We start from the raw sequence: 21,078 nt of genomic DNA, 5'->3' as shown, positions 1-21,078 counted from the left end.
GGAGGGGGCGATGGCAAACGAGGACGACGACCGGCCGCGCAAGGCAGGGTCACATGAGATCGGTCAGGATCTCGCGATGCTCTCCGTCGAGGGACTGACCGGCCGCATTGCGCTGTTGCGGAGTGAGATCGAGCGGATCGAGCAGGCGCTGGCCAAGAAGCGCGCATCGCGCGACGCCGCCGCCAGCATCTTCAAATCCTGACCTGTTCCAGCAGGTAGAAATACGGTCGGCGAGTGACGGTCGGCCAGTGGCCGACATGGCTAATGAAGTTTGAAAAATTTTCGCCATTTACGGTTGATTAAGCTTTCGGGTTTACAACCGGAACCGTCCTCGTTTGGACACCGAGTGGCTCCTGTCCACTCTGTTTGACGCCTCCCTGTTATCAACTTCAAAAGCCGCCGGAAACGGCGGCTCTTTTTTTGCGTTGTCCAGCTACCGTTGCTCGCATCACGAGCGGTATGAAGGACGCTCGCCCCACGCCGTGGAAACCATAAAAGGCGTTGCCGCTGGACTCTGAAAAGCCGTCGCGCAATGATTTGTTCATCATACCGGCGCGGTGGCCGGATTGCGTAAATCAGTCGCGTTTATGAGGCGTTAACCATGTCGGACCGTTTGCTGGGCGATGGCGCTCTGGTTCAGTTCAATGAGCGGCTCACCAATTCTGCTGCATTCGGCGCGCTGTTTCGGGAGGGCATGGATCTGGTCGAGGAGACCGCCGCCTATCTCGATGGCGACGGCCGCAACGAAGCGAAGGCGCTGGATCGCGCCGTCAGCCTGACCTATGCGACCGAGAGCATGCGGCTCACCACGCGCCTGATGCAGCTGGCGTCCTGGCTGCTGCTGCACCGCGCCGTGAAGGAAGGCGAGATGACGCTGGGTCAAGCCAATCGGGAGAAGACCAAGGTCAAGCTCACCGCCGCAGATCCCGGGCCGGCCGACCTCCTGGAGAAGCTGCCGCAGCAGCTGCAGGACCTGATCGCGCGCTCGATGAGCCTGCAGGGGCGGGTCCGCCGCCTCGACGCCACGATCCATTCCCCGCCGCCGGACCAGAGCGCGATCGGCAATCCGCTGGTGCCGCATCTCAACCGGCTGAAGGCTGCCTTCGAGCAGTAAGCCTCGAATCCCGGGGCTCGGCGCAGGCCGAGCTCGCCGGGACCGCCGCAGCGACACGCGCAACAAAAACGCCCCCGTTTCCGGGGGCGTTTTGCTGTCAGGCTGCCAGTGCTGCGGGCGCTTGAGGCCCGCGCGCTGCATCAATCCTTCTTGAGGAAACCCTGGAACTTCTTCTGGAAGCGCGAGACGCGGCCGCCGCGGTCCATGATCTGCTGGGTGCCGCCGGTCCAGGCCGGATGCGACTTCGGGTCGATGTCGAGGTTGAGCTTGTCGCCCTCTTTGCCCCAGGTCGAACGGGTCTGATACTCGGTGCCGTCGGTCATCACGACGGTAATCGTATGATAATTCGGGTGAATGTCGGCTTTCATGGCGGATCCTAGGGCGCAATGCGTTAGACATGACAGGGCGCGGTCGCGCCTCATCCTGCCGTCACTGAAGGGGGACAATTGGCGCGGTCTATAGCCCAAGGTCCCGCCCAAAACAAGCCAAGGTCGCGAAACAAGCCAGGATCCGCCATCCACCTTGGTATATTACCGGATTTGCCAAGGTCGGTGCGGCGGGCCTATCACGACGACAGATTGGATGAATTCTCAGGTGGCCTCATGAGCGCAGTGGAACGGCTGGACGAGCGGCAGAGCGTTGTTCCTCCAGGGCAGGACCCGGTCGGGGACGCGGCTGCGGCCGTCGAAGCGCTGATCGAGCCCACGACCCCGGTCCGCCGGTCCAAGCTGCGGCCGCTGCTCGCGCTCGCCCCCTACATCGCCCGCTATCGCGGCCGTGCCCTCCTCGCGCTGATCTCGCTGACGATCGCCGCGCTGACCACCCTGCTAGTGCCGGTCGCGGTGCGGCGCATGATCGATTTCGGCTTCACGCCGAAGGGCATCGAGCTGATCAACAGCTATTTCAGCGTCATGATTGCCGTGGTGGCCGTGCTCGCCCTGGCCAGCGCCGCCCGCTATTACCTCGTGATGACGATCGGCGAGCGCATCGTCGCCGATATCCGCCGCGACGTGTTCGCGCATCTGATGTCGCTGTCGCCGTCCTTCTTCGATTCGGCGCGGTCCGGCGAGCTGGTGTCGCGGCTCACCGTCGACACCACGCAGATCAAGTCGGCGGCCGGTGCCTCGGTCTCGATCGCGCTGCGCAATCTGCTGCTGTTCGTCGGCGCCACCGGCATGATGGTCTTCACCAGCCCCAAACTGTCCGGCTTCGTGCTGTTGGCGATCCCGCTGATCGTGATGCCGCTGGTCGCATTCGGCCGCTGGGTTCGGCGTCTGTCGCGCAACGCCCAGGATACTCTGGCCGATGCCTCGGCCTATGCCTCCGAACTGGTCGGCGCCATCCGCACGGTGCAGGCCTATACCAGCGAAAAGCTGGCGGCAGGGCGGTTCGGCGGCGAGGTCGAGCAGGCCTATGAGGCGGCGCGGGTCTCGACCCAGGCCCGCGGCGTGCTCACCGCGATCATCATCTTCATCGTGTTCTCCAGCGTGGTCGCGATCCTCTGGGTCGGCTCGCATGACGTGCTGACCGGCAATATCAGTGCCGGGCGGCTCGGCCAGTTCGTGCTTTATGCGGCGTTCGCGGCCGCGGGGCTCGGCCAGCTCTCGGAGGTGTGGGGCGAGGTCTCGGCCGCCTCCGGCGCCGCCGAGCGGTTGTTCGAACTCCTGCATGTCCAACCGGACATCAAGGCGCCGGCACACCCCGCGGCTTTGCCGGAGCCTGCGCGCGGCGACATCAGCTTCGACCGTGTCAGCTTCGCCTATCCGAGCCGTCGCGATGTCCGCGTGCTTGAGGATGTCTCGTTTGCGATCCGCGCCGGCGAGAAGGTCGCGATCGTCGGCCCCTCCGGCGCCGGCAAGAGCACGTTGTTTCATCTGCTGCTGCGGTTCTACGATCCGGCCTCCGGCGCGATCTCGGTCGACGGCGTGCCGGTGCGCGCCGCCGATCCGCGCAAGGTGCGCGAGCGCATCGCGCTGGTGCCGCAGGAGTCCGTGGTGTTTGCGGCGAGCGCGCGCGAGAACATCCGTTTCGGCCGGCCGGAGGCGTCGGACGCCGAGGTCGAGCGCGCGGCCGATCTCGCCCATGCCAGCGAGTTCATTCGCCGGCTGCCGGAAGGCTTCGACACCCCGCTCGGCGAGCGCGGCGTGACTCTGTCGGGCGGCCAGCGCCAGCGCATTGCAATCGCGCGCGCCATCCTGCGCGATGCGCCGCTGCTGCTCCTTGACGAGGCGACCTCGGCGCTCGACGCCGAGAGCGAGACGCTGGTGCAAACCGCGCTCGAAGGCCTGATGAAGGACCGGACCACCTTGGTGATCGCGCATCGCCTCGCCACCGTGCTGTCCTGCGACCGCATCCTGGTCATGGACCGCGGCCGGATCGTCGAGCAGGGCACCCACAGCTCGCTGGTCGCCGCCAACGGCCTCTATGCCCGTTTGGCGCGGCTGCAGTTCGAAGGCGTGTAGTGTCGGCACTCCCGTGCACAGCAGGGCGATCGCGTTTGACCAATTGGCTCAAGCGCAGCAGGAACGCCCAACAATGATTTAGGCCGTCATGCCTGGGCTCGTCCCGGGCATCCACGTTGTCCGAGGGGGGAGGATGACGTGAATGGCGGGACAAGCCCGGCCATGACGACGTGCAAACACACCCACGAATTCTCGCGGCGGACCTGCAACCTTTCTCGGGCCTTGTACGTTCCCTGCCGGAACAGTTGGCGCGGCGCTCGATGTGCGCCGACCGCACACTCAACCGCACAGGAGCAACACGCATGCCTTACCGTCGTGGCAGTTTTGCCCTCACGCCCCCCTCCTTCGTGATCTTCGCGATCGCGCTGGTGCTCGCCCTGGTCGCGATGCTCGCGCACTACATGCACGCCTCGGTGCCGCTGCTGTCGGCCGCGCACGCCTTCGACGCGCTGGCGATCGCCTTCGTGGTGCTCACGATCGGTGTGCTGTTTCGCGGCGTGTAGTTGCTGTTCACCCCATACGCGGTGTCGCCCCTGCGAAAGCAGGGGCGGGCGATACTCGCCACATCGTTCTTCGCCAAACCCTGCTGCGGCCTGTGGTCGCTCGGTTGTCGGGACGACGGCGGTATGTGTCGCTGCGATCGGGAGGCGATTAAGGCGTCCACGCCATGCGCAGGACCGGGCGGCCCGAGGTCGGATTGACGTCCGCGCCGGCCTCGACGAAGCCGCTGCGCTTGTAGAACCGGATGGCGCGGGCGTTGTCGGTGTTGACCAGCAGCGTGATGCCGCCGGGGGACCTCGCCTTCGCGGCCTCGACCAGGCGCGTCGCGAGCGGCGAACCCCAATGCTGCGGCGCGACCACGAGCTGATCGAGATAGCCCGTGGCATCAATGGTCACGAAGCCCGCGAGCGCGCCGTCCGTCTCGGCGACGATCACCTCGGCGTTCGGCACCAGCTCGTTGCGCCAGCGCGCGCGCCACCACGGCACCCGCGCCGCGAAGTCGATCGCGGGATAGGCCAGCTGCCACGTCGCCTGCCACAACGCGATCGCCGCGTCCTCGTCCGCCGCGCGATAGGGCCGCAATGAGACGTTCGGCGTCACCGCTCCGTCAGCTTCAATTCGATGCGGCGGTTGCGGCGGAAGGCATCTTCGGTGTTGCCGGGATCGAGCGGCTGGAATTCGGCAAAGCCGGCGGCGACGAGGCGCTGCGCCGGCACGCCGAGCGAGATCAGATATTGCACCACCGAGATGGCGCGCGCCGACGACAATTCCCAGTTCGACTTGAACACGGGGCTGTTGATCGGCCGCACATCGGTATGGCCGTCGACCCGCAGCACCCAGGAGATCTCGGCCGGGATCTGCTTGTCGAGATCAACCAGCGCCGTGGCCACCGAGTTCAGCTCCTGTTGTCCCTCGGGCAGCAGGGTAGCCTGGCCGGTGTCGAAGAACACCTCCGACTGGAATACGAAGCGGTCGCCGACGACGCGGATGTCGGGACGGTTGCCGAGGATCGCGCGCAGCCGGCCGAAGAATTCGGAGCGATAGCGCGTCAGCTCCTGCACCCGCTGCGCCAGCGCGACGTTGAGGCGGGAGCCGAGATCGGCGATGCGGTTCTGCGATTCCTTGTCGCGCTTTTCGGAGGCGTCGAGCGCATCCTCGAGCGCGGCGAGCTGGCGCCTGAGCGCACTGATCTGCTGGTTCAGCACCTCGATCTGGGCCATCGCCCGCGCGGTGACCTGCTTCTCGGAATCGAGCGCCCGGTTCAGCTCGTTGGTCCGGCCGGCGGCGTTGCTGCCGGCGCTGGCAAGGCCGTCATACAGACCTTTGACGCGGTCGCGCTCGGCTTCGGCGTTGGCGAGGCCCGCGCGCAATTGCGCGACCTGGTCATCCAGCGAGAGCTTGCCGAGCTTCTCCAGCGACAGCATCTCGTTGAGCTGCGCGATCTTGGCGTTGAGCTGCTCCAGCGCCTTGTCCTTGCCGGTGACCTCCTGCGACAGGAAGAACTGCACCACCAGGAAGACGGTCAGCAGGAACACGATCGACAGCACCAGCGTCGACAGCGCGTCGACGAAGCCCGGCCAGTAGTTGAGGCCGGAATCTCCACGGCGGGTACGGGCAAGCGCCATTCAGCGTCTCCTCAGAACTGCCAACGCAAGCGCGGTTGCGCGCTAGCTCTTTTCCGTCTGCCGCGCGAGCCGCTCCAAGAGCCGCTTGATCTCGCGGTTCTGCTCGCCCTGGCCGTCGGCCCATTCTCGGATCATCTGCTGCTCGGTGCGCATGTGGCCGACTAGGCCCTGGATCGCCTCGGCGAGGTTGGCCATCGCCGCGGTGGCGCCGCGGCCCGATCCTTCCTCCATGGCCGTCCGCAGCCGCTCGACGGCGATGGCGAGATCTCCGCTCGCGCCGTCGCCGCTGCCGCCAAATTCGCGCACGGTGCCGGCGAGCCAGTCCTCGAGGTCGGTATAGAAGCGGTTCTGCGCCTGGCTCGATTGCAGGTCGAGGAAGCCGAGGATCAGCGATCCGGCGAGGCCGAACAGCGAGGACGAGAACGAGATGCCCATGCCGCTGAGCGGCGCCGCCAAGCCGCCCTTCAACGTGTCGAACAGCGCGCCGGCGTCGCCGCCGACCTTGAGCCCGTCGATCACCTTGCCGACCGAGCCGACGGTTTCGATCAGGCCCCAGAAGGTGCCGAGCAGGCCGAGGAAGACCAGCAGGCCGGTCATGTAGCGCGAGATGTCGCGGGCCTCGTCCAGACGGGTGGCGATCGAATCCAGCAGATGGCGCATCGTCTGCTGCGAGATCGACATCCGGCCGGAGCGTTCGCGGCCGAGGATCGCGGCCATCGGAGCCAGCAGGGTCGGGTGGCGGGGCACCGCCAGGCCGGGATCGGCGATGCGGAAATTGTTGACCCAGGACACTTCGGGATAGAGCCGGATGACCTGCCGGAACGACAGAACGACGCCGATCAGCAGCACCGCACCGATCAGTGCGTTGAGCCCCGGATTGGCGAAGAACGCCATGATGATCTGCTTGTAGAGCACCACCCCGACCAGGGCGCACAGCACCAGGAAGACCAGCATCCGCACCAGGAAGATCCGGGGCGTGGACAATTTGGTCATTGCGACGTCCATCGCGGAGCGGGAAGGGGAGCCTTGAGGCATTGTCGATGACATCCGTTGCGGGGGGACCGGTCCCGAAAATCCACTATGGCACAGCAGCGGCGGGAGAAAAGCCGCGATCGGCGCAATTCCCGTCCCCTGCGCGGAACTGTGGCTGAAACCGGCGGGCGTCCGCGGCGTAGTTAGTCCCGTGGCTTATATTTAGCTGGAATGCCCGGGCTTTGTCATGACCATCCTGGAATATCTGCAAGCTCTGCTGGCGATGGCGCTGGCGATGTCCGTGCTGATGGCGCTGGCCTGGATGGTGCAGCAGCGCAGCGGCAATTCGGGCTGGGTTGACACGATCTGGACATTTTCCGTCGGCCTCGTCGGCGCGGCCGGCGCGATCTGGCCGGTCGGCGGTGCCGCGCCGAATGCGCGGCAATGGCTGGTGGCGGTCCTGGTTGCGATCTGGGCGGTGCGGCTGGGCGGCCACGTCGCGGTGCGCAGCCGCGGCATCTCCGACGACCCGCGCTACGCCGAATTCGCAAGGCAATGGGGCGCCGCTGCGCCGCGGCGGATGTTCCTGTTCCTGCAGCAGCAGGCCTGGGGCTCGATCCCGCTGGTGTTCGCGATCTTCGTCGCCGCCCATGCGCCGGCGGCCGAGCTGCGCCTGCAGGACTATCTGGGCATCCTGCTGCTGTTTCTCGGCATCGCCGGTGAGGGGCTCGCCGACGCGCAGCTGAAGGCGTTTCGCGCCGATCCCGCCAACAAGGGCAAGGTGTGTGACGTCGGGCTGTGGCGCTGGTCGCGTCATCCCAACTACTTCTTCGAGTGGGTGTGCTGGCTGTCCTACCCTGTCATCGCGCTGTCATTCGACAATCCGTGGGGCCTCGCGAGCCTGCTGGCGCCGCTGTTCATGTACTGGATCCTGGTCCATGTCACCGGCATCCCGCCGCTCGAGCAGCAGATGCTGCGCTCGCGCGGCGACAGCTACCGGGCCTACCAGGCGCGCACCAGCGCCTTCTTTCCCCTGCCGCCGCGTGACGGAGCCACCGCATGAGCTTCATCTCCACCATCATCGGCGCCGCCGAGCGCGTGCCGTTGCCCGATCCGGTGATCCGTGCCGTGATCCATGAATTGTGCGCGCGCACGGCGGCGCGGCTGGCGCAGCCGCAGGCGATGGGCGACGCAGAGTTCGCCCGCCTGCTGGCGATGCGGCCGATCGCCGAGCATACCGATGCGGCGAACAGCCAGCATTACGAGGTGCCGGCCGCGTTCTTCGCGCGGGTGCTGGGGCCCAATCGGAAATATTCCTGCTGCTTCTACAAGGACCCGGCCTCGACCTTGCAGGAGGCGGAGGAGGAGGCGCTACGTCAGACCGTCGCCAATGCCGGTCTGCAGGACGGCCAGCGCATCCTGGAGCTCGGCTGCGGCTGGGGCTCGCTGTCGCTGTGGATGGCGCGGCAGTTTCCGCATGCGCAGATCACGGCGGTGTCCAATTCTCACTCTCAGCGTCTCGCCATCGCTGACATGGCGAGCGCGCGGGGCCTGCTCAACCTGCGTGTTGTCACCGCCGACATGAACGACTTCGCGCCGGACGGCCAGTTCGATCGCGTGGTGTCGGTCGAGATGTTCGAGCACATGATGAACTGGCGGCAATTGCTGTCGCGCGTCAGATCGTGGCTGAAGCCGGAGGGGCGGCTGTTCATTCACATCTTCACCCACCGCACCGGCTCCTATCTGTTCGACCGCAATGATCGCGAGGATTGGATCGCGCAGCATTTCTTCACCGGCGGCATCATGCCGAGCCACACCCTGATCCGGCAGCACGAAGATCTGTTCGCGGTGGAGAAGGAGTGGCGCTGGAGCGGCACGCATTATCAGCGCACCGCCAAGGATTGGCTCGCCAATTTCGACGCCGATCGCGACCGCATCCTGCAGGCGCTGCAGCCGGTCTATGGCGACGACACCGCGTTGTGGATGCGCCGCTGGCGCTGGTTCTTCCTCGCCACGGCCGGCCTGTTCGGTCACGACGAGGGTCGGGAATGGGGCGTCAGCCACTATCGTCTGCGTCCGGCCAATACATAAATCGAGGGCTGCCGGATTCGCCGGAACCGGCGCACAATGCCGGTTTCGCTGTGCGGAACCGGCTGGAACCCGCCGACACAAAACGCTCACAATTCGGTGAGTCGTAAAAAGCGATTAGGAATGAAGGGGTTGGCTCGTGTGACATCAAGCCGCCCGGCTGCTGCGTTGCGTCGCAGCGTGCGCTTTCTATGTTGCACGGGACATTGCCGCCAGAATGGCGCCATGACCGGGACGCCCGGTCGACCGCTTTGCAACATCATCCAGGGGCGCAATTACCCATGTCTCGTTCGCGCGCGGTGCTGATCAGCTCCGCATTGATGCTCGCCGTTGCCGCGCCGCTGCTGGCCGGCTGTAACGAAGCTACGCAGGCTCAGGCGTCCGCCAACGAACAGGCCGTCGTTCCCGACGTGGGCATCGTCACCGTCGAGCAGAAGCCGCGCGCGATCGTGCGCGAGCTGCCCGGCCGCATTGCGCCGACCCGCGTCTCCGACGTTCGGCCGCGGGTGTCGGGCATCGTCGTCGAGCGGCTGTTCCGCCAGGGCAGCGAGGTCAGGGCAGGCGATCCGCTGTACCGGATCGACCCGAAGCCCTTCGAGGTGGAAATCATGTCGGGCCGTGCGGCGCTGGCGAAGGCCGAGGCGGTGCATGAGCGCGCCGTGCAGCAGGCGCGCAGGATCAACCTGCTGTTCAAGGAGCGCGCCGCGCCCGAGGTCGAGCATGAGAAGGCGATCGCGAGCGAGCGCGAGGCGGCGGCCGATGTCGAGGCCCGCAAGGCGGATCTCGCGCGTGCCCAGCTCAATCTCGACTACGCGACGGTGCGTGCGCCGATCGACGGCATCGTCGGCGCCGCGCAGGTCAGCGAAGGCGCCATCGCGGTCCAGAACGAGACCTCGCTCGCGACCATCCAGCAGCTCGATCCGATCTATGCCGACTTCACCCAGTCGGTCAGCGAGCTCAACCGCCTGCGCCGCGCCTTCGAGTCCGGCGATCTCGACCAGATCGCGCCGGACGCGATCAAGGTCCGGCTCGTGCTCGATGACGGCACGTCGTATTCGATTCCGGGCAAGCTGCTGTTCTCCGATGCCAAGGTCGACGCTGCCACCGGCCAGGTCACGTTGCGGGGCGAGTTCGCCAATCCGAAACGCGAGCTGCTGCCGGGCATGTATGTGCGCGTGCGTATCGAGCAGGGCATCGACAGCGATTCCGTCGCGGTGCCGCAGCAGGCGGTGCAGCGGAACGCCGCCGGCGGGTCCGAGGTCTACGTCATCCGCGAGGACAACCGCGCGATCGCGCGGCCGATCCGCACGGGTCCGATCCAGGACGGTCTGGTGCTGGTTACCGACGGCCTCAGGGCCGGCGACCGGGTGGTGGTCGACGGCTTCCAGAAATTCGCCGCCGGCGACAAGGTGGCCCCGCAGGCCTGGACCGAGGCCAGCGCCGCGGCTCAGATCGAGCCGAACGCGACGCCGCGTTAGTCGCCGATGCCGAGCTTCTTCATCGACAGGCCGATCTTTGCCTGGGTCGTCGCCCTTTTCATCTGCCTGATCGGCGCGATCGCGATTCCCCTGCTGGCGGTGGCGCAATATCCGATCATCGCGCCGCCCTCGATCTCGATCTCGACCAGCTATCCCGGCGCCTCGCCCGAAAATCTCTACAACAGCGTCACGCGCCTGATCGAGGAGGAGCTCAACGGCGCCTCCGGCATTCTCAATTTCGAATCCACCAGCGACTCGCTCGGCCAGGTCGAGATCACCGCGAACTTCGTGCCGGGCACGTCGACCAATGATGCGTCGGTCGAGGTGCAGAACCGGCTGAAGCGCGTCGAGGCGCGGCTGCCGCGCGCGGTCATTCAGCAGGGCATCCTGGTCGAGGAGGCCTCCGCCGCAGTGCTGCAGATCATCACCTTGCAGTCGACCGACGGCAGTCTCGACGAAATCGGCCTCGGCGACTTCATGATCCGCAACGTGCTCGGCGAAATCAGGCGCATCCCTGGCGTCGGCCGCGCCACGCTGTATTCGACCGAGCGTTCGCTGCGGGTCTGGCTCGACCCGAACAAGCTGATCGGCTACGGCCTCACCGCCGACGACGTCACCAAGGCGATCGGTGCCCAGAACGCGCAGGTCGCCTCGGGCAGTATCGGCGCCGAGCCGGCGACGACCGTGCAGCGCACCTCGGCGCTGGTGCTGGTCAAGGGCCAGCTCGATTCGCCGGATGAGTTCGGGTCGATCATGCTGCGCGCCAATCCCGACGGTTCGACGGTGCGGCTGCGCGACGTGGCCCGCATCGAGATCGGCGGCTTGAGCTATCAGTTCAACACCCGCCTCAACGGCAAGCCGACCGCTGGCCTGTCGGTGCTGCTGTCGCCGACCGGCAACGCGCTGGCGACCGCGAGCGCGATCGAGGCCAAGATGAAGGAGCTGTCGCGCTTCTTCCCGTCCAATATCAGCTACGAGATTCCCTACGACATCACCCCGGTGGTGAAGGCCTCGATCAAGCGGGTGCTGATGACCCTGGTCGAGGCCGTGGTGCTGGTGTTCGTGGTGATGTTCCTGTTCCTGCAGAACATCCGCTACACGATCATCCCGACCATCGTGGTGCCCGTGGCGCTGCTCGGCACCTGCGCGACCCTGATGCTGGTCGGCTACTCCATCAACATGCTGACGATGTTCGGCATGGTGCTCGCGGTCGGCATCCTTGTCGACGACGCCATCGTCGTGGTCGAGAATGTCGAGCGCATCATGGCCGAGGAGGGGCTGTCGCCGAAGGAGGCGACTCGCAAGGCGATGGGCCAGATCACCGGCGCCATCATCGGCATTACGCTGGTGCTGATGGCGGTGTTCGTGCCGATGGCGTTCTTCCCCGGCTCGGTCGGCATTATCTACCGGCAGTTCTCGGTCACCATGGTTGCGGCGATCGGCTTCTCGGCGCTGCTGGCGCTGTCGTTGACGCCGGCGCTGTGCGCCACCTTGTTGAAGCCGGTGCAAGCCGGCCACGGCCATGCCAGAACGGGGCTGTTCGGCTGGTTCAACCGCTTCATGGACGGAAGCCGCAACCGCTATACAAGCGTGGTCGGCGGCGCGTTGACGCGCACCGGACGGCTGATGCTGATCTACGCGATCTTCCTCGTCGGGCTCACCTACGCCTTCATCCAGCTGCCCGGCGGCTTCCTGCCGGTCGACGACCAGGGCTTCATCACCACCGACGTGCAGACCCCGGCGGACTCCTCCTACGCGCGGACGCAGGCCGCGGTCGAGGCGGTGGAGAAGTATCTGGCCAAGCGCGAGGGCATCGAGGACGTCACGTTCCTGACCGGCTTCAGCTATGCCGGCCAGGGCGTCAACACGGCGCAGGCGTTCATCTCGCTGAAGGACTGGTCCGAGCGCGGCAAGCAGGACAGCGCCGCGGCGCTGGTCGCCGACATCAACCGCGATCTGGCCTCGCTCCGCGATGCCAAGATCACCGCGCTGCAGCCGCCGCCGATCGACAATCTCGGCAACTCCTCGGGCTTCAGCTTCCGCCTGCAGGACCGCGGCCAGAAGGGCTATGCCGCGCTGACCGCGGCCGCCGACCAATTGATTGCCGCGGCAAATGCCAGCCCGGTGCTGCAGAAGGTCTATATCGAGGGCCTGCCGCAGGGCCCGCAGGTCAATCTGATGATCGACCGCGAGAAGGCCGGCGCCTTCGGCGTCACCTTCGAGGACATCAACAACACCATCTCGACCAATCTCGGTTCGACTTACGTCAACGACTTTCCGAATCGCGGCCGTATGCAGCGCGTCGTGGTTCAGGCCGACCGCATCAGCCGCATGAATGCGGACGACATTCTCAATTACAGCGTCAAGAACGCGAGGGGACAGCCGGTACCGTTCTCGTCCTTCGCGACGATCCAATGGGCCAAGGGACCGAGCCAGATCGCCGGCTTCAACTATTATCCGGCAATCCGCATCTCCGGCGAGGCGAGGGCGGGCTACACCTCGGGCGATGCGCTCAACGAGATGGAGCGTCTCGCCGCCAATCTGCCGCGTGGCTTCGGCTATGAATGGACCGGCCAGTCGCTGCAGGAGAAGCTGTCGGGCTCGCAGGCGCCGTTGCTGCTCGGATTGTCGGCGCTGGTCGTGTTCCTGTGTCTCGCTGCGCTCTACGAAAGCTGGACCATTCCGCTGGCGGTGCTCCTGACCGTGCCGCTCGGCATTCTCGGCGCCGTGGTCGCGGCCAATCTGCGCGGTCTCTCCAACGACGTCTATTTCACGGTGGCGCTGATCACCATCATCGGCCTCGCCGCCAAGGATGCCATCCTGATCATCGAGTTCGCCAAGGATCTGCGCGCCCACGGCAAGCCGCTGGTGGAGGCGACGATCGAGGCCTGCTCCCTGCGCTTCCGGCCGATCATCATGACCGGCCTCGCTTTCGTCTGCGGCGTGCTGCCGATGTCGATGGCCACAGGCGCCGGCGGTGCCAGTCAGCAGGCGCTCGGCACCAATGTGATGGGCGGCATGATCGCCGTGGTGGTCCTCGCGCTGTTGATGGTGCCGGTGTTCTTCGTCTCGGTGCAGCGGGTGCTCGCGGGCGATCGGGAGAAGCCGCAGCCGATGGCCGAGCGCGAGGTCTACGGACCGCCGGCGCCGGCGAAGCCGTAGGCGATCGGAGCAGCGCGCTCAAACGATCGTGCCACATTTGATCCCCGCAGATGCTCTGCTCCCTCCCCGCTGCCGATAATCGCTAGCGCGATTGCGGCGTGGGGAGGGAAGCGCACCCGCTTCGCGGCGCTCGATATCCTGTCTGTGTCTGGAGTTCGCCACTCTCCGCGTGTATGATCCGCAGACGTGTAGCGATAACGGCATGTCGATGGTCTCACGCAAATTGGCTTTCGCGTTTCTGCTGGCTGGCCTCAGCCTCGGCGTTGACGCGGCCCACGCCCAGTCGGGCCCTGTCAAATACTGGCTTCCGGGCTGGCCGGTCGGCTTCAGCGAGTCCGGCAGCCTCGATTCCTACGGCGATGTTCCGAGCTTTACGACGAACGGAACCGACAGCGGCTTCTTCTCACGACGCTACAGCGTGACGAACAATTGGTCGGCGCTGTCGGGCGTCGGCCTCAGCTCGAACATCGTCAACCGCTATGGATCGCTCGGCTCCTACACCACCGAAGGTGCGCAATACGGCTACACCTTCAAGAGCGGCGTCAGCTTCTACGGCGGCTTCGATACGCTGAAATACAATCCCGGCCTTGGCGGCCCGTTCGCGACCTTCGACGGGCGATCGACCTCGACTCCGGCCTATGCGATCAATGGCGGCGTCGAGTTCAAGCCGACGTCCAATATCAGCCTGTCGCTCGGCTTCAGCTATGCCGGCCAGTCGTCCGATCGCATCGACAGCGACATCAACTCGCCAGCCCTGCCCGGCGCCACGCCGCAGGCGTTCACCAGCGGCCGGCGGTAGCGCCGCGCGGGGCAGGTCTCTGCCCCCAGGTATCCCCGGCGGCGTTACGCCGCCGCCTTCAGCACCCTGGCCAGCTCGCGGTGGATGACCTCGTTGCCGCACAGCACGTGGCCGGTGGTCAGCGCGTCGGTCTTGCCGTCGACGTCGGAGACGGTGCCCCCGGCCTCGCGCACCATGATCATGCCGGCGGCGATGTCCCAGGGCTGCAGATCGCGCTCCCAATAGGCATCGAAACGGCCGGCCGCGACGAAAGCGAGATCGAGCGAGGCGGCGCCGAAGCGGCGGAGGCCGGCGACCCTCGGCTGCAGCGCGGTCATCTCGCGCAGGAACAACTGGTGGTCGCCGCGGCCGATATGCGGCAGGCCGCAGGCGATGACGCATTCATGCAGCTGACGGCGCGCGGCGACGCGCAGCCGCTGGTCGTTCAGGAATGCGCCCTTGCCGCGCTCGGCGATATAGAGCTCGTCATTGGCCGGGTTGTAGATCACGCCGGCGATCACCGTGTCCTCGCGGCGCAGCGCGATCGAGATCGCGAATTGCGGGATGCCGTGCAGGAAGTTGGTGGTGCCGTCGAGCGGATCTACGATCCAGGTATGCGACTTGTCGCTGCCCTCGCGCGTGCCGCCTTCCTCGCCGATGAAGCCGTAGCCGGGGCGGGCCTTCGAGAGGTCCTCGTACAGCATCTCCTCGGCCTTCTTGTCGGCGCGGGAGACGAAGTTCGCGGGTCCCTTCAGCGACACCTGCAGATGCTCGATCTCGCCGAGGTCGCGCTTGAGGTTGCGGCCGGCCCGGCGCGCGGCCTTGACCATGACATTGATGAGGGCGGAATGGATCATGTTCTCGATGCGCTGGGCTGACCGCAGCTCGCGGTGTGCCTCGTCCGGACGGGCGGAGGCGGGTGAGACGGATGCAGTGGGTGCCCTGCCGGGGCGGCGACGTCAAGAGCCGATCAGGCGCCGGTCATTTGGTGGTTCCGAGCCAGCGCTTGGCGGCCTGCTCGCCCTTGGCGCGGTCCTCGGGCGGCATGTCGGCAAACTTCTCGTCGAGCTTGGGATCCCCCTTGCCGGCCGTCTTGGCCACCAAATGCCATTTGTAGCCTTCGACCTTGTCCATCGGAGCGCCGGCGCCGTAATAGAGCACCCAGGCGAGCCGGTTCTGGGCGATCGGGCTGTTCTGCCGTGCTGCCCGGCGCAGCAGGGACACCGCCGCCGGCTTGTTCTCGGGCGTGCCGACCCCGTTATAGAGCGCGATGGCGTATTCGACCTCCGCGTCGACATTGTCGGCGACCGCTGCCGCCTGCAGCAGCCGGGTCGCCTTTTCCGGGTCCTTCGGAACGCCCGTTCCCTCCTTGTAGAAGGTGGCCAGCGCATATTGTGCCTCCGGATTGCCGGCATCGGCAGCCATGCGCAGCAGCTCGGCGGATCGCTTGAGGTCCTGCGGCAGGGTCTGGCCGTCGAGATACAGCAGTGCGAGATTATAGGCCGCCTTGGGCTCGCCGAGCTTGGCGGCGGAGGCGAGCAGCTTCACCGCCTCCTGCTTGTCCACCGGGCCGCCGCGCCCCGCCAGGCGCATCATCGCGAGCGCGAACATCGCCTCGCGGTCGCCGGCCTCCGCGGCACGCTTGTACCAGATCGCCGCCTTCTCGTAGTCGCGGCGGATACCCATGGCGTTTTCGTACAACTGGCCCAGCATCGCCATCGCCTTGGGATCTCCGGCCTGGGCGCGGGGCGTGGCCAGGTCGAAGGCGGTCTTGTACTGGCCGCGCTGATAGGCGCCGTAGACCAGGTCGACATTGGGATCGGTGGCGGCCGGCTGCGGCGGCTGCGGCGATGCCACCGGCGCCGGAGCGGCGGGCTTTGCCGTCGGCGCAGGGGCGGGCGCCGGCTTCTTCGTGACCGCTGGCGGCTTGGGTTTGTCGGCGGCCTTCTCGGTGGGCCGTTCGGCGGGTTTCGGCTTGTCGGCCGGCGGCTGCTGCAGGGTCGGCGGCGTCAACGAGATCTGCGCATGCGCCGCCGTCGTCGCCGCCGCGATCACCGCAAGCATATATGTCAGGCGCAGGAGGGTCATCGCCAGCCGTTCAGCCCTGTCCCGCCGGGGCGACCGGCGCCGCGGCATGAGCGGCCCGGATCGTCGCGCCGATCTCCGCCAACGCCGCGGCCGGGCCGCGGGCGTCGTTCCAGACGAGATCGTCGACCAGCACGAAATCGGCGCCGGCAGCCACGAAATCAGCCGCTTCCTTGAGCGAGATGGCGTAGCCGACGCAAGGCGGCTCGAACAGCTCGGCCCACCAGGCCAGGCGCTCGTTGATCGCGTCCGGCGAGGGCCGCCGTCCGTGGGCGTCGCGCTCGCCGAACAGCACGTAATCGGCGCCGAGTTCGCCGGCGCGCATCGAATCGTGGCGGGTCGACAAGCCGCCGATCCCGGCGATGCGGTCGGGCTTCAGGCCGGGGAGCGCCTCCTCCAGCACCTTGATCCCCGTTAAATGCGCGCCGTCGGCGCCGGCGCGGGCCACGATGTCGGGATGGCCGTCGATCAGCAGCGCCGCTCCGGTGCCCTGGATCGCGGGCGCCAGCGCCTTGACGGTGGTGATCATGCTGCGCGGATCGGTTTCCTTGAGCCGCACCAGCACCGCGGCGACGTCGGCGCTGCCGAGGATCGCCGGCAGGCTGGCCGCGAGCGGGGCCGGATCGGTCACCATTTGGGTTGCCAGATAGAGCCGCGGCGCCGGCCGCGCGGGAGCTGTCTTGTCGGACACGTCAGGCCGCCTCGTTCTCGCGTTCGGTGGTCCATTGACCGCGGCTCGCCAGCGCGTTCATGCGGGCGCGGTGGCTGAAGGCGCGCTGCGCGGCGGGGACGTTCGCCGTCCGGCCAGCCCAGACGCGCTGCGGCGCCGCCTGCAATGCGCGGCCATAGGAGAAGGTCAGCATCCAAGGCAGCGGGCCGCGCCGGTTGATTGCGTCGAGATGCGCCGTTGCCACTGCATCCGATTGTCCGCCCGACAGGAAGGCGACACCCGGCACGGCCGCCGGCACGCACTCCTTCAAGAGCTGCACGGTTCGGTCAGCGACCTCCGTGACGCCGGCCTGCACAGGGCATTTCTGACCGGACACGACCATGTTCGGCTTCAGGATCATGCCTTCGAGTGCAACCCGCTGGATGCGCAATTCGCGAAACACCTCGTTCATCACGCGCCGCGTGACGTCGAAGCAGCGACCGATATCGTGATCGCCGTCCATCAACACCTCCGGCTCGACGATCGGCACGAGACCGGCGGCCTGGCACAGCGCGGCGTAGCGGCCGAGCGCATGCGCATTGACATGAACAGCGGTCATCGAGGGGATCCTGTCCTTGTCGAGATCGATCACCGCTCGCCATTTGGCGAAGCGCGCACCCAGCGCGTAGTACGCCGCCAGCCGATCCGCAAGCCGGTCGAGTCCCACCGTGACGGTTTCGCCGGGGCAGCCGGGCAGGGGCTGCGTGCCCTCGTCGACCTTGATCCCGGGAATGCTGCCGGCCTGCTCGATCAGCTTCACCAGCGGCGTGCCGTCGGCGGCGTTCTGCCGGATGGTCTCGTCATACAGGATGACGCCGGAGATGAACGTCATGCCGTCGCTGCGAAACAGCATCTCGCGATAGTCGCGGCGGTTCTGCGCGGTGGATTCGACGGCGATGGCGTCGAAGCGCTTCTTGATGGTGCCGGTGGATTCATCGGCCGCGAGAATGCCCTTCCCGGGGGTGACCATGGCGAGCGCGACGGTGTTCAGTGCGGAGAGATTCATGTTTGGCTCCAGACGCACCTGCCCTGCCCATCAAAATAGACGGTTCTCGGGCGGATGCCGAGCGAACATTGGCCGCAGGTAAGGCGGGCTCTCGGAGAGGTGAAGCAGGCTGCCTCTTTCGCCGAGCCTCTTTCGCCTCAGCCTTTCAATTGGCCGTCAGCGATGTCCTCTCCTCTCTAGGGAGGACATCGCTCTGGCGCCCATGCCTGGGCTCGATAAGCCTCGACGATGACGGCAGGCTTAAGCCACCGTCGGGTCGAGCTCGCCCTTGGCGTAGCGCTTGGCCATCTCCGCGGTCGTCAGCACGCGCTTGATCTTGCCGGCCTGGCCGGCGGTGTTGAACTCCTCGAAGCGCTGCTTGCACAGCTTGGTCATCGCTTCCATCGCCGGCTTCAGGTATTTGCGCGGATCGAACTCTTCCGGGTGCTCCGACAGGATCTTGCGGATCTGGCCGGTCATCGCCATGCGGTTGTCAGTATCGATGTTGATCTTGCGCACGCCGTTCTTGATGCCGCGCTGGATCTCGGCGACCGGCACGCCCCAGGTCGGCTTCATCTTGCCGCCATAGGAATTGATGATCTCCTGCAGGTCCTGCGGCACCGACGACGAGCCGTGCATCACCAGATGCGTGTTCGGCAGTTTGCGGTGGATCTCCTCGATCACGTTCATCGCGAGAATGTCGCCGTCCGGCTTGCGCGTGAACTTGTAGGCGCCGTGCGATGTGCCCATCGCGATCGCGAGCGCGTCGACCTTGGTCTCGCGCACGAACTTCACCGCCTCGTCGGGATTGGTCAGCAGCTGATCATGCGACAGCTTGCCTTCCGCGCCGTGGCCATCCTCCTTGTCGCCCATGCCGGTCTCGAGCGAGCCGAGGACGCCGAGCTCACCCTCGACCGAGATGCCGCCGAGATGCGCCATGGTGGTCACCGTCTTGGTGACGCCGACATTGTAGTCCCAATCGCCGGGCGTCTTGCCGTCGGCCTTGAGCGAGCCGTCCATCATGACCGAGGTGAAGCCGGACTGGATCGCGGTCATGCAGGTCGCCGGCTCGTTGCCGTGATCGAGATGCACGCAGATCGGGATCTGCGGATAGATCTCGGTCAGCGCGTCCATCATGTGCTTGAGCATGACGTCGTTGGCATAGGCGCGGGCGCCGCGCGAGGCCTGGATGATGACCGGGGCATCGGCCGCATTGGCCGCCTCCATGATCGCCAGCGCCTGCTCCATATTGTTGATGTTGAAGGCCGGGACGCCGTAATCGTGCTCCGCCGCGTGATCGAGCAATTGACGCAACGTAATACGAGCCATGGCTGGAACTCCCTGATTAAGAATTGGACTGTGCGGCGGCTGACGCACGCGCCGAAACTGATGTCCCGTGCATAACGCGGCGGTGGGCGGAATCCAAGGGTGGCGGCGACGCAGGCGGGAGGAGGGGACGGTCAGGCGATGTTGAGGTTAGCGACCCGAGCTGGCGCCGCTGGTCGATCACGCCAAGGCCGCAGGATCAGGTCGTCCTGGCTTCGAGAGCCGCGATGCGCTCCTCGACCTCGCTGACCCGCTCGTCGAAGTCGCTGGCGGTTGCGCGCATCATGACCAGCATGCCGGCGGCATCGCGGCGCTGCTTGCGGATCAAAGATTCCATCCGCTCGTGTTCGGCGCGATCGTCCTGCCTGAACTGCCCGACCTCGGCCCGGAGCGCAGCGATGCCTTCCTGGATCTTCACCAGGATCGGAAGAACAGCATCCGTCGGTGCCTCGGCCATGAATGGAACATAACAGAAACATTCATGGCCGACAAGCTCCGCGGTCTCAGACTTTCAGTACCTCAACGCCCGGCAGCGGCTTGCCTTCCATCCACTCCAGGAAGGCGCCGCCGGCGGTCGAGACGTAGCTGAAGTCCGACGCCACGCCGGCCTGGTTGAGCGCCGCGACGGTATCGCCGCCGCCCGCCACCGAGATCAGCTTCTTGGCCTTGGTCCGTTCCGCCGCATGCTTGGCGGCCACCATCGTGCCGCGGTCGAACGGCGTCAGCTCGAAGGCGCCCAGCGGGCCGTTCCACACCAAGGTCGCCGCATCGTCGATCGCGGCATGGATGCGCGCGGTCGATTGCGGGCCGACGTCGAGGATCATGCTGTCCGGCGGGATCGCGTCCAGGCCATAGGCGAAGGACGGCGAGTTGGCCGCGAAGTGATAGGAGACGGTGGCATCGACCGGCAGGATGATGGCGCAGTTCGAGGCTTCCGCCTTCTCCATGATCCGCAGCGCGGTCGCGGCGAGATCCTTCTCGGCCAGGGACTTGCCGATCTGCACGCCCTGGGCATGAAGGAAGGTGTTGGCCATGCCGCCGCCGATCACCAGCGCATCGACCTTGGTGACGAGGTTTTCCAAGAGGTCGATCTTGGTCGACACCTTGGCGCCGCCGACGATCGCGATGACCGGCTTGACGGGCGACCCCAGCGCCTTCTCCAGCGCGTCGAGCTCGGCCTGCATGGTGCGGCCGGCATAGGCCGGCAGCTTGTGGCCGAGGCCCTCGGTCGAGGCATGGGCGCGGTGGGCGGCAGAGAACGCGTCGTTGACCCAGATGTCGCCGAGTTTTGCCAGTTCGGCCACGAAGGCCGGGTCGTTCTTCTCTTCCTCTTTATGGAAGCGCGTGTTCTCTAGGCATAGCACGTCGCCGTCCTTCATCGCGGCGATGGCGGTTGCGGCCGGCTCGCCGATGCAATCATCGGCGAAGGCGACCGGGCGCTTGATCACCGCGGACAGCGCGGCCGCGACCGGCTTCAGCGAGTCCTTCGGATCGCGGCCCTTGGGCCGGCCGAAATGGGCGAGCAGGATGACCTTGCCGCCCTTGGTCGCGATCTCGTTGATGGTCGGCGCGACGCGCTCCAGCCGCGTCGTGTCGGTGACGTGGCCGTTCTCGGTGGGCACGTTGAGGTCGACGCGCAGCAGCACGCGCTTGCCTTTGGGATCGACGTCGTCGAGGGTGCGGAATTTTGTCATGTCGAACATCTCCCTCCGTCATGGCCGGGCTTGACCCGGCCATCCACGGCTTAGTTGCCTTGCGAGCAAGATGTGGATGCCCGGCACAAGGCCGGGCAT

At 66.4% G+C, this 21,078-nt stretch carries 20 protein-coding genes; 9 read left to right on the top strand and 11 right to left on the bottom strand.

Annotation, left to right across the window (positions count from 1 at the left end; translation table 11 throughout):
• The first annotated feature begins 10 nt into the window (after window positions 1–10).
• Complete coding sequence (locus BBTA_RS32530; RefSeq protein WP_041751042.1) at window positions 11–202, top strand: DUF1192 domain-containing protein; 192 nt, start codon at window positions 11–13, stop codon at window positions 200–202.
• Between the two features lie 399 nt (window positions 203–601).
• Window positions 602–1,114 (top strand): DUF1465 family protein, encoded by a 513-nt coding sequence (locus BBTA_RS32525; protein ID WP_012046763.1) that lies wholly within the window; start codon window positions 602–604, stop codon window positions 1,112–1,114.
• Window positions 1,115–1,254: 140 nt separating this feature from the next.
• On the opposite strand, the gene rpmE is transcribed toward BBTA_RS32525, so the two are convergent.
• Complete coding sequence (gene rpmE, locus BBTA_RS32520) at window positions 1,255–1,482, bottom strand: 50S ribosomal protein L31 (RefSeq protein ID WP_012046762.1); 228 nt, start codon at window positions 1,480–1,482, stop codon at window positions 1,255–1,257.
• Window positions 1,483–1,716: 234 nt separating this feature from the next.
• On the opposite strand from rpmE, the gene BBTA_RS32515 reads away from it, so the two are divergent.
• Together BBTA_RS32515 and BBTA_RS32510 are read left to right on the top strand one after the other, a co-directional pair.
• Window positions 1,717–3,576 carry an ABC transporter ATP-binding protein/permease gene (locus tag BBTA_RS32515; RefSeq protein ID WP_012046761.1) on the top strand — a complete coding sequence of 620 codons (1,860 nt, stop codon included), beginning with the start codon at window positions 1,717–1,719 and terminating at the stop codon, window positions 3,574–3,576.
• A 302-nt stretch (window positions 3,577–3,878) separates the two neighbouring features.
• Window positions 3,879–4,079: a hypothetical protein gene (locus BBTA_RS32510; RefSeq protein WP_006614616.1), complete on the top strand. Its 201-nt coding sequence runs from the start codon at window positions 3,879–3,881 to the stop codon at window positions 4,077–4,079.
• 148 nt (window positions 4,080–4,227) lie between these two features.
• Here the strand turns inward: BBTA_RS32510 and BBTA_RS32505 are convergent, their stop codons facing one another.
• From BBTA_RS32505 to BBTA_RS32495, 3 genes are read right to left on the bottom strand one after another with little or no spacing between them, the layout of a single operon-like run.
• The gene (locus BBTA_RS32505) at window positions 4,228–4,677 is read right to left on the bottom strand and encodes a GNAT family N-acetyltransferase (protein ID WP_012046760.1); all 450 of its coding nucleotides are present in this window, start codon (window positions 4,675–4,677) and stop codon (window positions 4,228–4,230) included.
• Window positions 4,674–5,702, bottom strand: a complete 1,029-nt coding sequence (locus BBTA_RS32500; protein WP_012046759.1) for a peptidoglycan -binding protein — start codon at window positions 5,700–5,702, stop codon at window positions 4,674–4,676. The genes BBTA_RS32505 and BBTA_RS32500 overlap by 4 nt, the downstream gene beginning before the upstream one ends.
• Window positions 5,703–5,744: 42 nt before the next feature.
• Window positions 5,745–6,737, bottom strand: a complete 993-nt coding sequence (locus tag BBTA_RS32495; RefSeq protein WP_012046758.1) for a hypothetical protein — start codon at window positions 6,735–6,737, stop codon at window positions 5,745–5,747.
• Between the two features lie 184 nt (window positions 6,738–6,921).
• On the opposite strand from BBTA_RS32495, the gene BBTA_RS32490 reads away from it, so the two are divergent.
• The 5 genes from BBTA_RS32490 (at window position 6,922) to BBTA_RS32470 (ending at window position 14,201) form a co-directional block, all read left to right on the top strand.
• On the top strand, window positions 6,922–7,737 hold the full coding sequence (locus tag BBTA_RS32490) for a DUF1295 domain-containing protein (protein ID WP_012046757.1): 816 nt from the start codon (window positions 6,922–6,924) through the stop codon (window positions 7,735–7,737).
• Window positions 7,734–8,765 (top strand): cyclopropane-fatty-acyl-phospholipid synthase family protein, encoded by a 1,032-nt coding sequence (locus BBTA_RS32485; protein ID WP_012046756.1) that lies wholly within the window; start codon window positions 7,734–7,736, stop codon window positions 8,763–8,765. The genes BBTA_RS32490 and BBTA_RS32485 overlap by 4 nt, the downstream gene beginning before the upstream one ends.
• 278 nt (window positions 8,766–9,043) lie before the next feature.
• The gene (locus BBTA_RS32480) at window positions 9,044–10,240 is read left to right on the top strand and encodes an efflux RND transporter periplasmic adaptor subunit (RefSeq protein ID WP_201767741.1); all 1,197 of its coding nucleotides are present in this window, start codon (window positions 9,044–9,046) and stop codon (window positions 10,238–10,240) included.
• A 6-nt stretch (window positions 10,241–10,246) separates the two neighbouring features.
• Window positions 10,247–13,402: a multidrug efflux RND transporter permease subunit gene (locus BBTA_RS32475; protein ID WP_012046754.1), complete on the top strand. Its 3,156-nt coding sequence runs from the start codon at window positions 10,247–10,249 to the stop codon at window positions 13,400–13,402.
• 202 nt (window positions 13,403–13,604) lie between these two features.
• Window positions 13,605–14,201 carry an outer membrane protein gene (locus BBTA_RS32470; RefSeq protein ID WP_041751041.1) on the top strand — a complete coding sequence of 199 codons (597 nt, stop codon included), beginning with the start codon at window positions 13,605–13,607 and terminating at the stop codon, window positions 14,199–14,201.
• Window positions 14,202–14,245: 44 nt separating this feature from the next.
• Here BBTA_RS32470 and BBTA_RS32465 read toward each other — a convergent pair whose 3' ends face one another.
• The 7 genes from BBTA_RS32465 to pgk all read right to left on the bottom strand — a co-directional run bounded on the left by BBTA_RS32465 (window position 14,246) and on the right by pgk (window position 20,979).
• Window positions 14,246–15,037 carry an inositol monophosphatase family protein gene (locus tag BBTA_RS32465; RefSeq protein WP_012046752.1) on the bottom strand — a complete coding sequence of 264 codons (792 nt, stop codon included), beginning with the start codon at window positions 15,035–15,037 and terminating at the stop codon, window positions 14,246–14,248.
• A gap of 124 nt (window positions 15,038–15,161) precedes the next feature.
• Entirely contained in the window at window positions 15,162–16,268 is a 1,107-nt protein-coding gene (locus tag BBTA_RS32460) for a tetratricopeptide repeat protein (RefSeq protein ID WP_012046751.1), read from the bottom strand.
• Window positions 16,269–16,278: 10 nt separating this feature from the next.
• Window positions 16,279–16,956, bottom strand: a complete 678-nt coding sequence (locus tag BBTA_RS32455) for a thiamine phosphate synthase (RefSeq protein ID WP_012046750.1) — start codon at window positions 16,954–16,956, stop codon at window positions 16,279–16,281.
• A gap of 1 nt (window position 16,957) precedes the next feature.
• Window positions 16,958–17,980, bottom strand: a complete 1,023-nt coding sequence (locus tag BBTA_RS32450) for a class I fructose-bisphosphate aldolase (protein ID WP_041751040.1) — start codon at window positions 17,978–17,980, stop codon at window positions 16,958–16,960.
• A gap of 240 nt (window positions 17,981–18,220) precedes the next feature.
• Window positions 18,221–19,288, bottom strand: a complete 1,068-nt coding sequence (fba, locus tag BBTA_RS32445; protein ID WP_012046748.1) for a class II fructose-bisphosphate aldolase — start codon at window positions 19,286–19,288, stop codon at window positions 18,221–18,223.
• A 196-nt stretch (window positions 19,289–19,484) separates the two neighbouring features.
• Entirely contained in the window at window positions 19,485–19,742 is a 258-nt protein-coding gene (locus tag BBTA_RS32440; RefSeq protein WP_012046747.1) for a hypothetical protein, read from the bottom strand.
• A 46-nt stretch (window positions 19,743–19,788) separates the two neighbouring features.
• The gene (pgk, locus tag BBTA_RS32435; protein ID WP_012046746.1) at window positions 19,789–20,979 is read right to left on the bottom strand and encodes a phosphoglycerate kinase; all 1,191 of its coding nucleotides are present in this window, start codon (window positions 20,977–20,979) and stop codon (window positions 19,789–19,791) included.
• Window positions 20,980–21,078: the final 99 nt, after the last annotated feature.

The organism is Bradyrhizobium sp. BTAi1, from assembly GCF_000015165.1.
Classification (GTDB): domain Bacteria; phylum Pseudomonadota; class Alphaproteobacteria; order Rhizobiales; family Xanthobacteraceae; genus Bradyrhizobium; species Bradyrhizobium denitrificans.
Note: the sequence above shows the minus strand (reverse complement) of the source record. Positions and strands in the feature narration are given on the sequence as shown.

Bases quoted from the DNA above. Each gene is read 5' to 3' on its own strand.
- BBTA_RS32510 (WP_006614616.1), top strand. From the start codon at position 3,879: ATGCCTTACCGTCGTGGCAGTTTTGCCCTCACGCCCCCCTCCTTCGTG.
- BBTA_RS32460 (WP_012046751.1), bottom strand. From the start codon at position 16,268: ATGACCCTCCTGCGCCTGACATATATGCTTGCGGTGATCGCGGCGGCG.
- BBTA_RS32525 (WP_012046763.1), top strand. From the start codon at position 602: ATGTCGGACCGTTTGCTGGGCGATGGCGCTCTGGTTCAGTTCAATGAG.
- rpmE (WP_012046762.1), bottom strand. From the start codon at position 1,482: ATGAAAGCCGACATTCACCCGAATTATCATACGATTACCGTCGTGATG.
- BBTA_RS32475 (WP_012046754.1), top strand. From the start codon at position 10,247: ATGCCGAGCTTCTTCATCGACAGGCCGATCTTTGCCTGGGTCGTCGCC.
- BBTA_RS32490 (WP_012046757.1), top strand. From the start codon at position 6,922: ATGACCATCCTGGAATATCTGCAAGCTCTGCTGGCGATGGCGCTGGCG.
- BBTA_RS32530 (WP_041751042.1), top strand. From the start codon at position 11: ATGGCAAACGAGGACGACGACCGGCCGCGCAAGGCAGGGTCACATGAG.
- BBTA_RS32450 (WP_041751040.1), bottom strand. From the start codon at position 17,980: ATGAATCTCTCCGCACTGAACACCGTCGCGCTCGCCATGGTCACCCCC.
- BBTA_RS32470 (WP_041751041.1), top strand. From the start codon at position 13,605: ATGTCGATGGTCTCACGCAAATTGGCTTTCGCGTTTCTGCTGGCTGGC.
- BBTA_RS32465 (WP_012046752.1), bottom strand. From the start codon at position 15,037: ATGATCCATTCCGCCCTCATCAATGTCATGGTCAAGGCCGCGCGCCGG.
- BBTA_RS32495 (WP_012046758.1), bottom strand. From the start codon at position 6,737: ATGCCTCAAGGCTCCCCTTCCCGCTCCGCGATGGACGTCGCAATGACC.
- BBTA_RS32480 (WP_201767741.1), top strand. From the start codon at position 9,044: ATGTCTCGTTCGCGCGCGGTGCTGATCAGCTCCGCATTGATGCTCGCC.
- BBTA_RS32485 (WP_012046756.1), top strand. From the start codon at position 7,734: ATGAGCTTCATCTCCACCATCATCGGCGCCGCCGAGCGCGTGCCGTTG.
- fba (WP_012046748.1), bottom strand. From the start codon at position 19,288: ATGGCTCGTATTACGTTGCGTCAATTGCTCGATCACGCGGCGGAGCAC.
- BBTA_RS32515 (WP_012046761.1), top strand. From the start codon at position 1,717: ATGAGCGCAGTGGAACGGCTGGACGAGCGGCAGAGCGTTGTTCCTCCA.
- BBTA_RS32440 (WP_012046747.1), bottom strand. From the start codon at position 19,742: ATGGCCGAGGCACCGACGGATGCTGTTCTTCCGATCCTGGTGAAGATC.
- pgk (WP_012046746.1), bottom strand. From the start codon at position 20,979: ATGACAAAATTCCGCACCCTCGACGACGTCGATCCCAAAGGCAAGCGC.
- BBTA_RS32500 (WP_012046759.1), bottom strand. From the start codon at position 5,702: ATGGCGCTTGCCCGTACCCGCCGTGGAGATTCCGGCCTCAACTACTGG.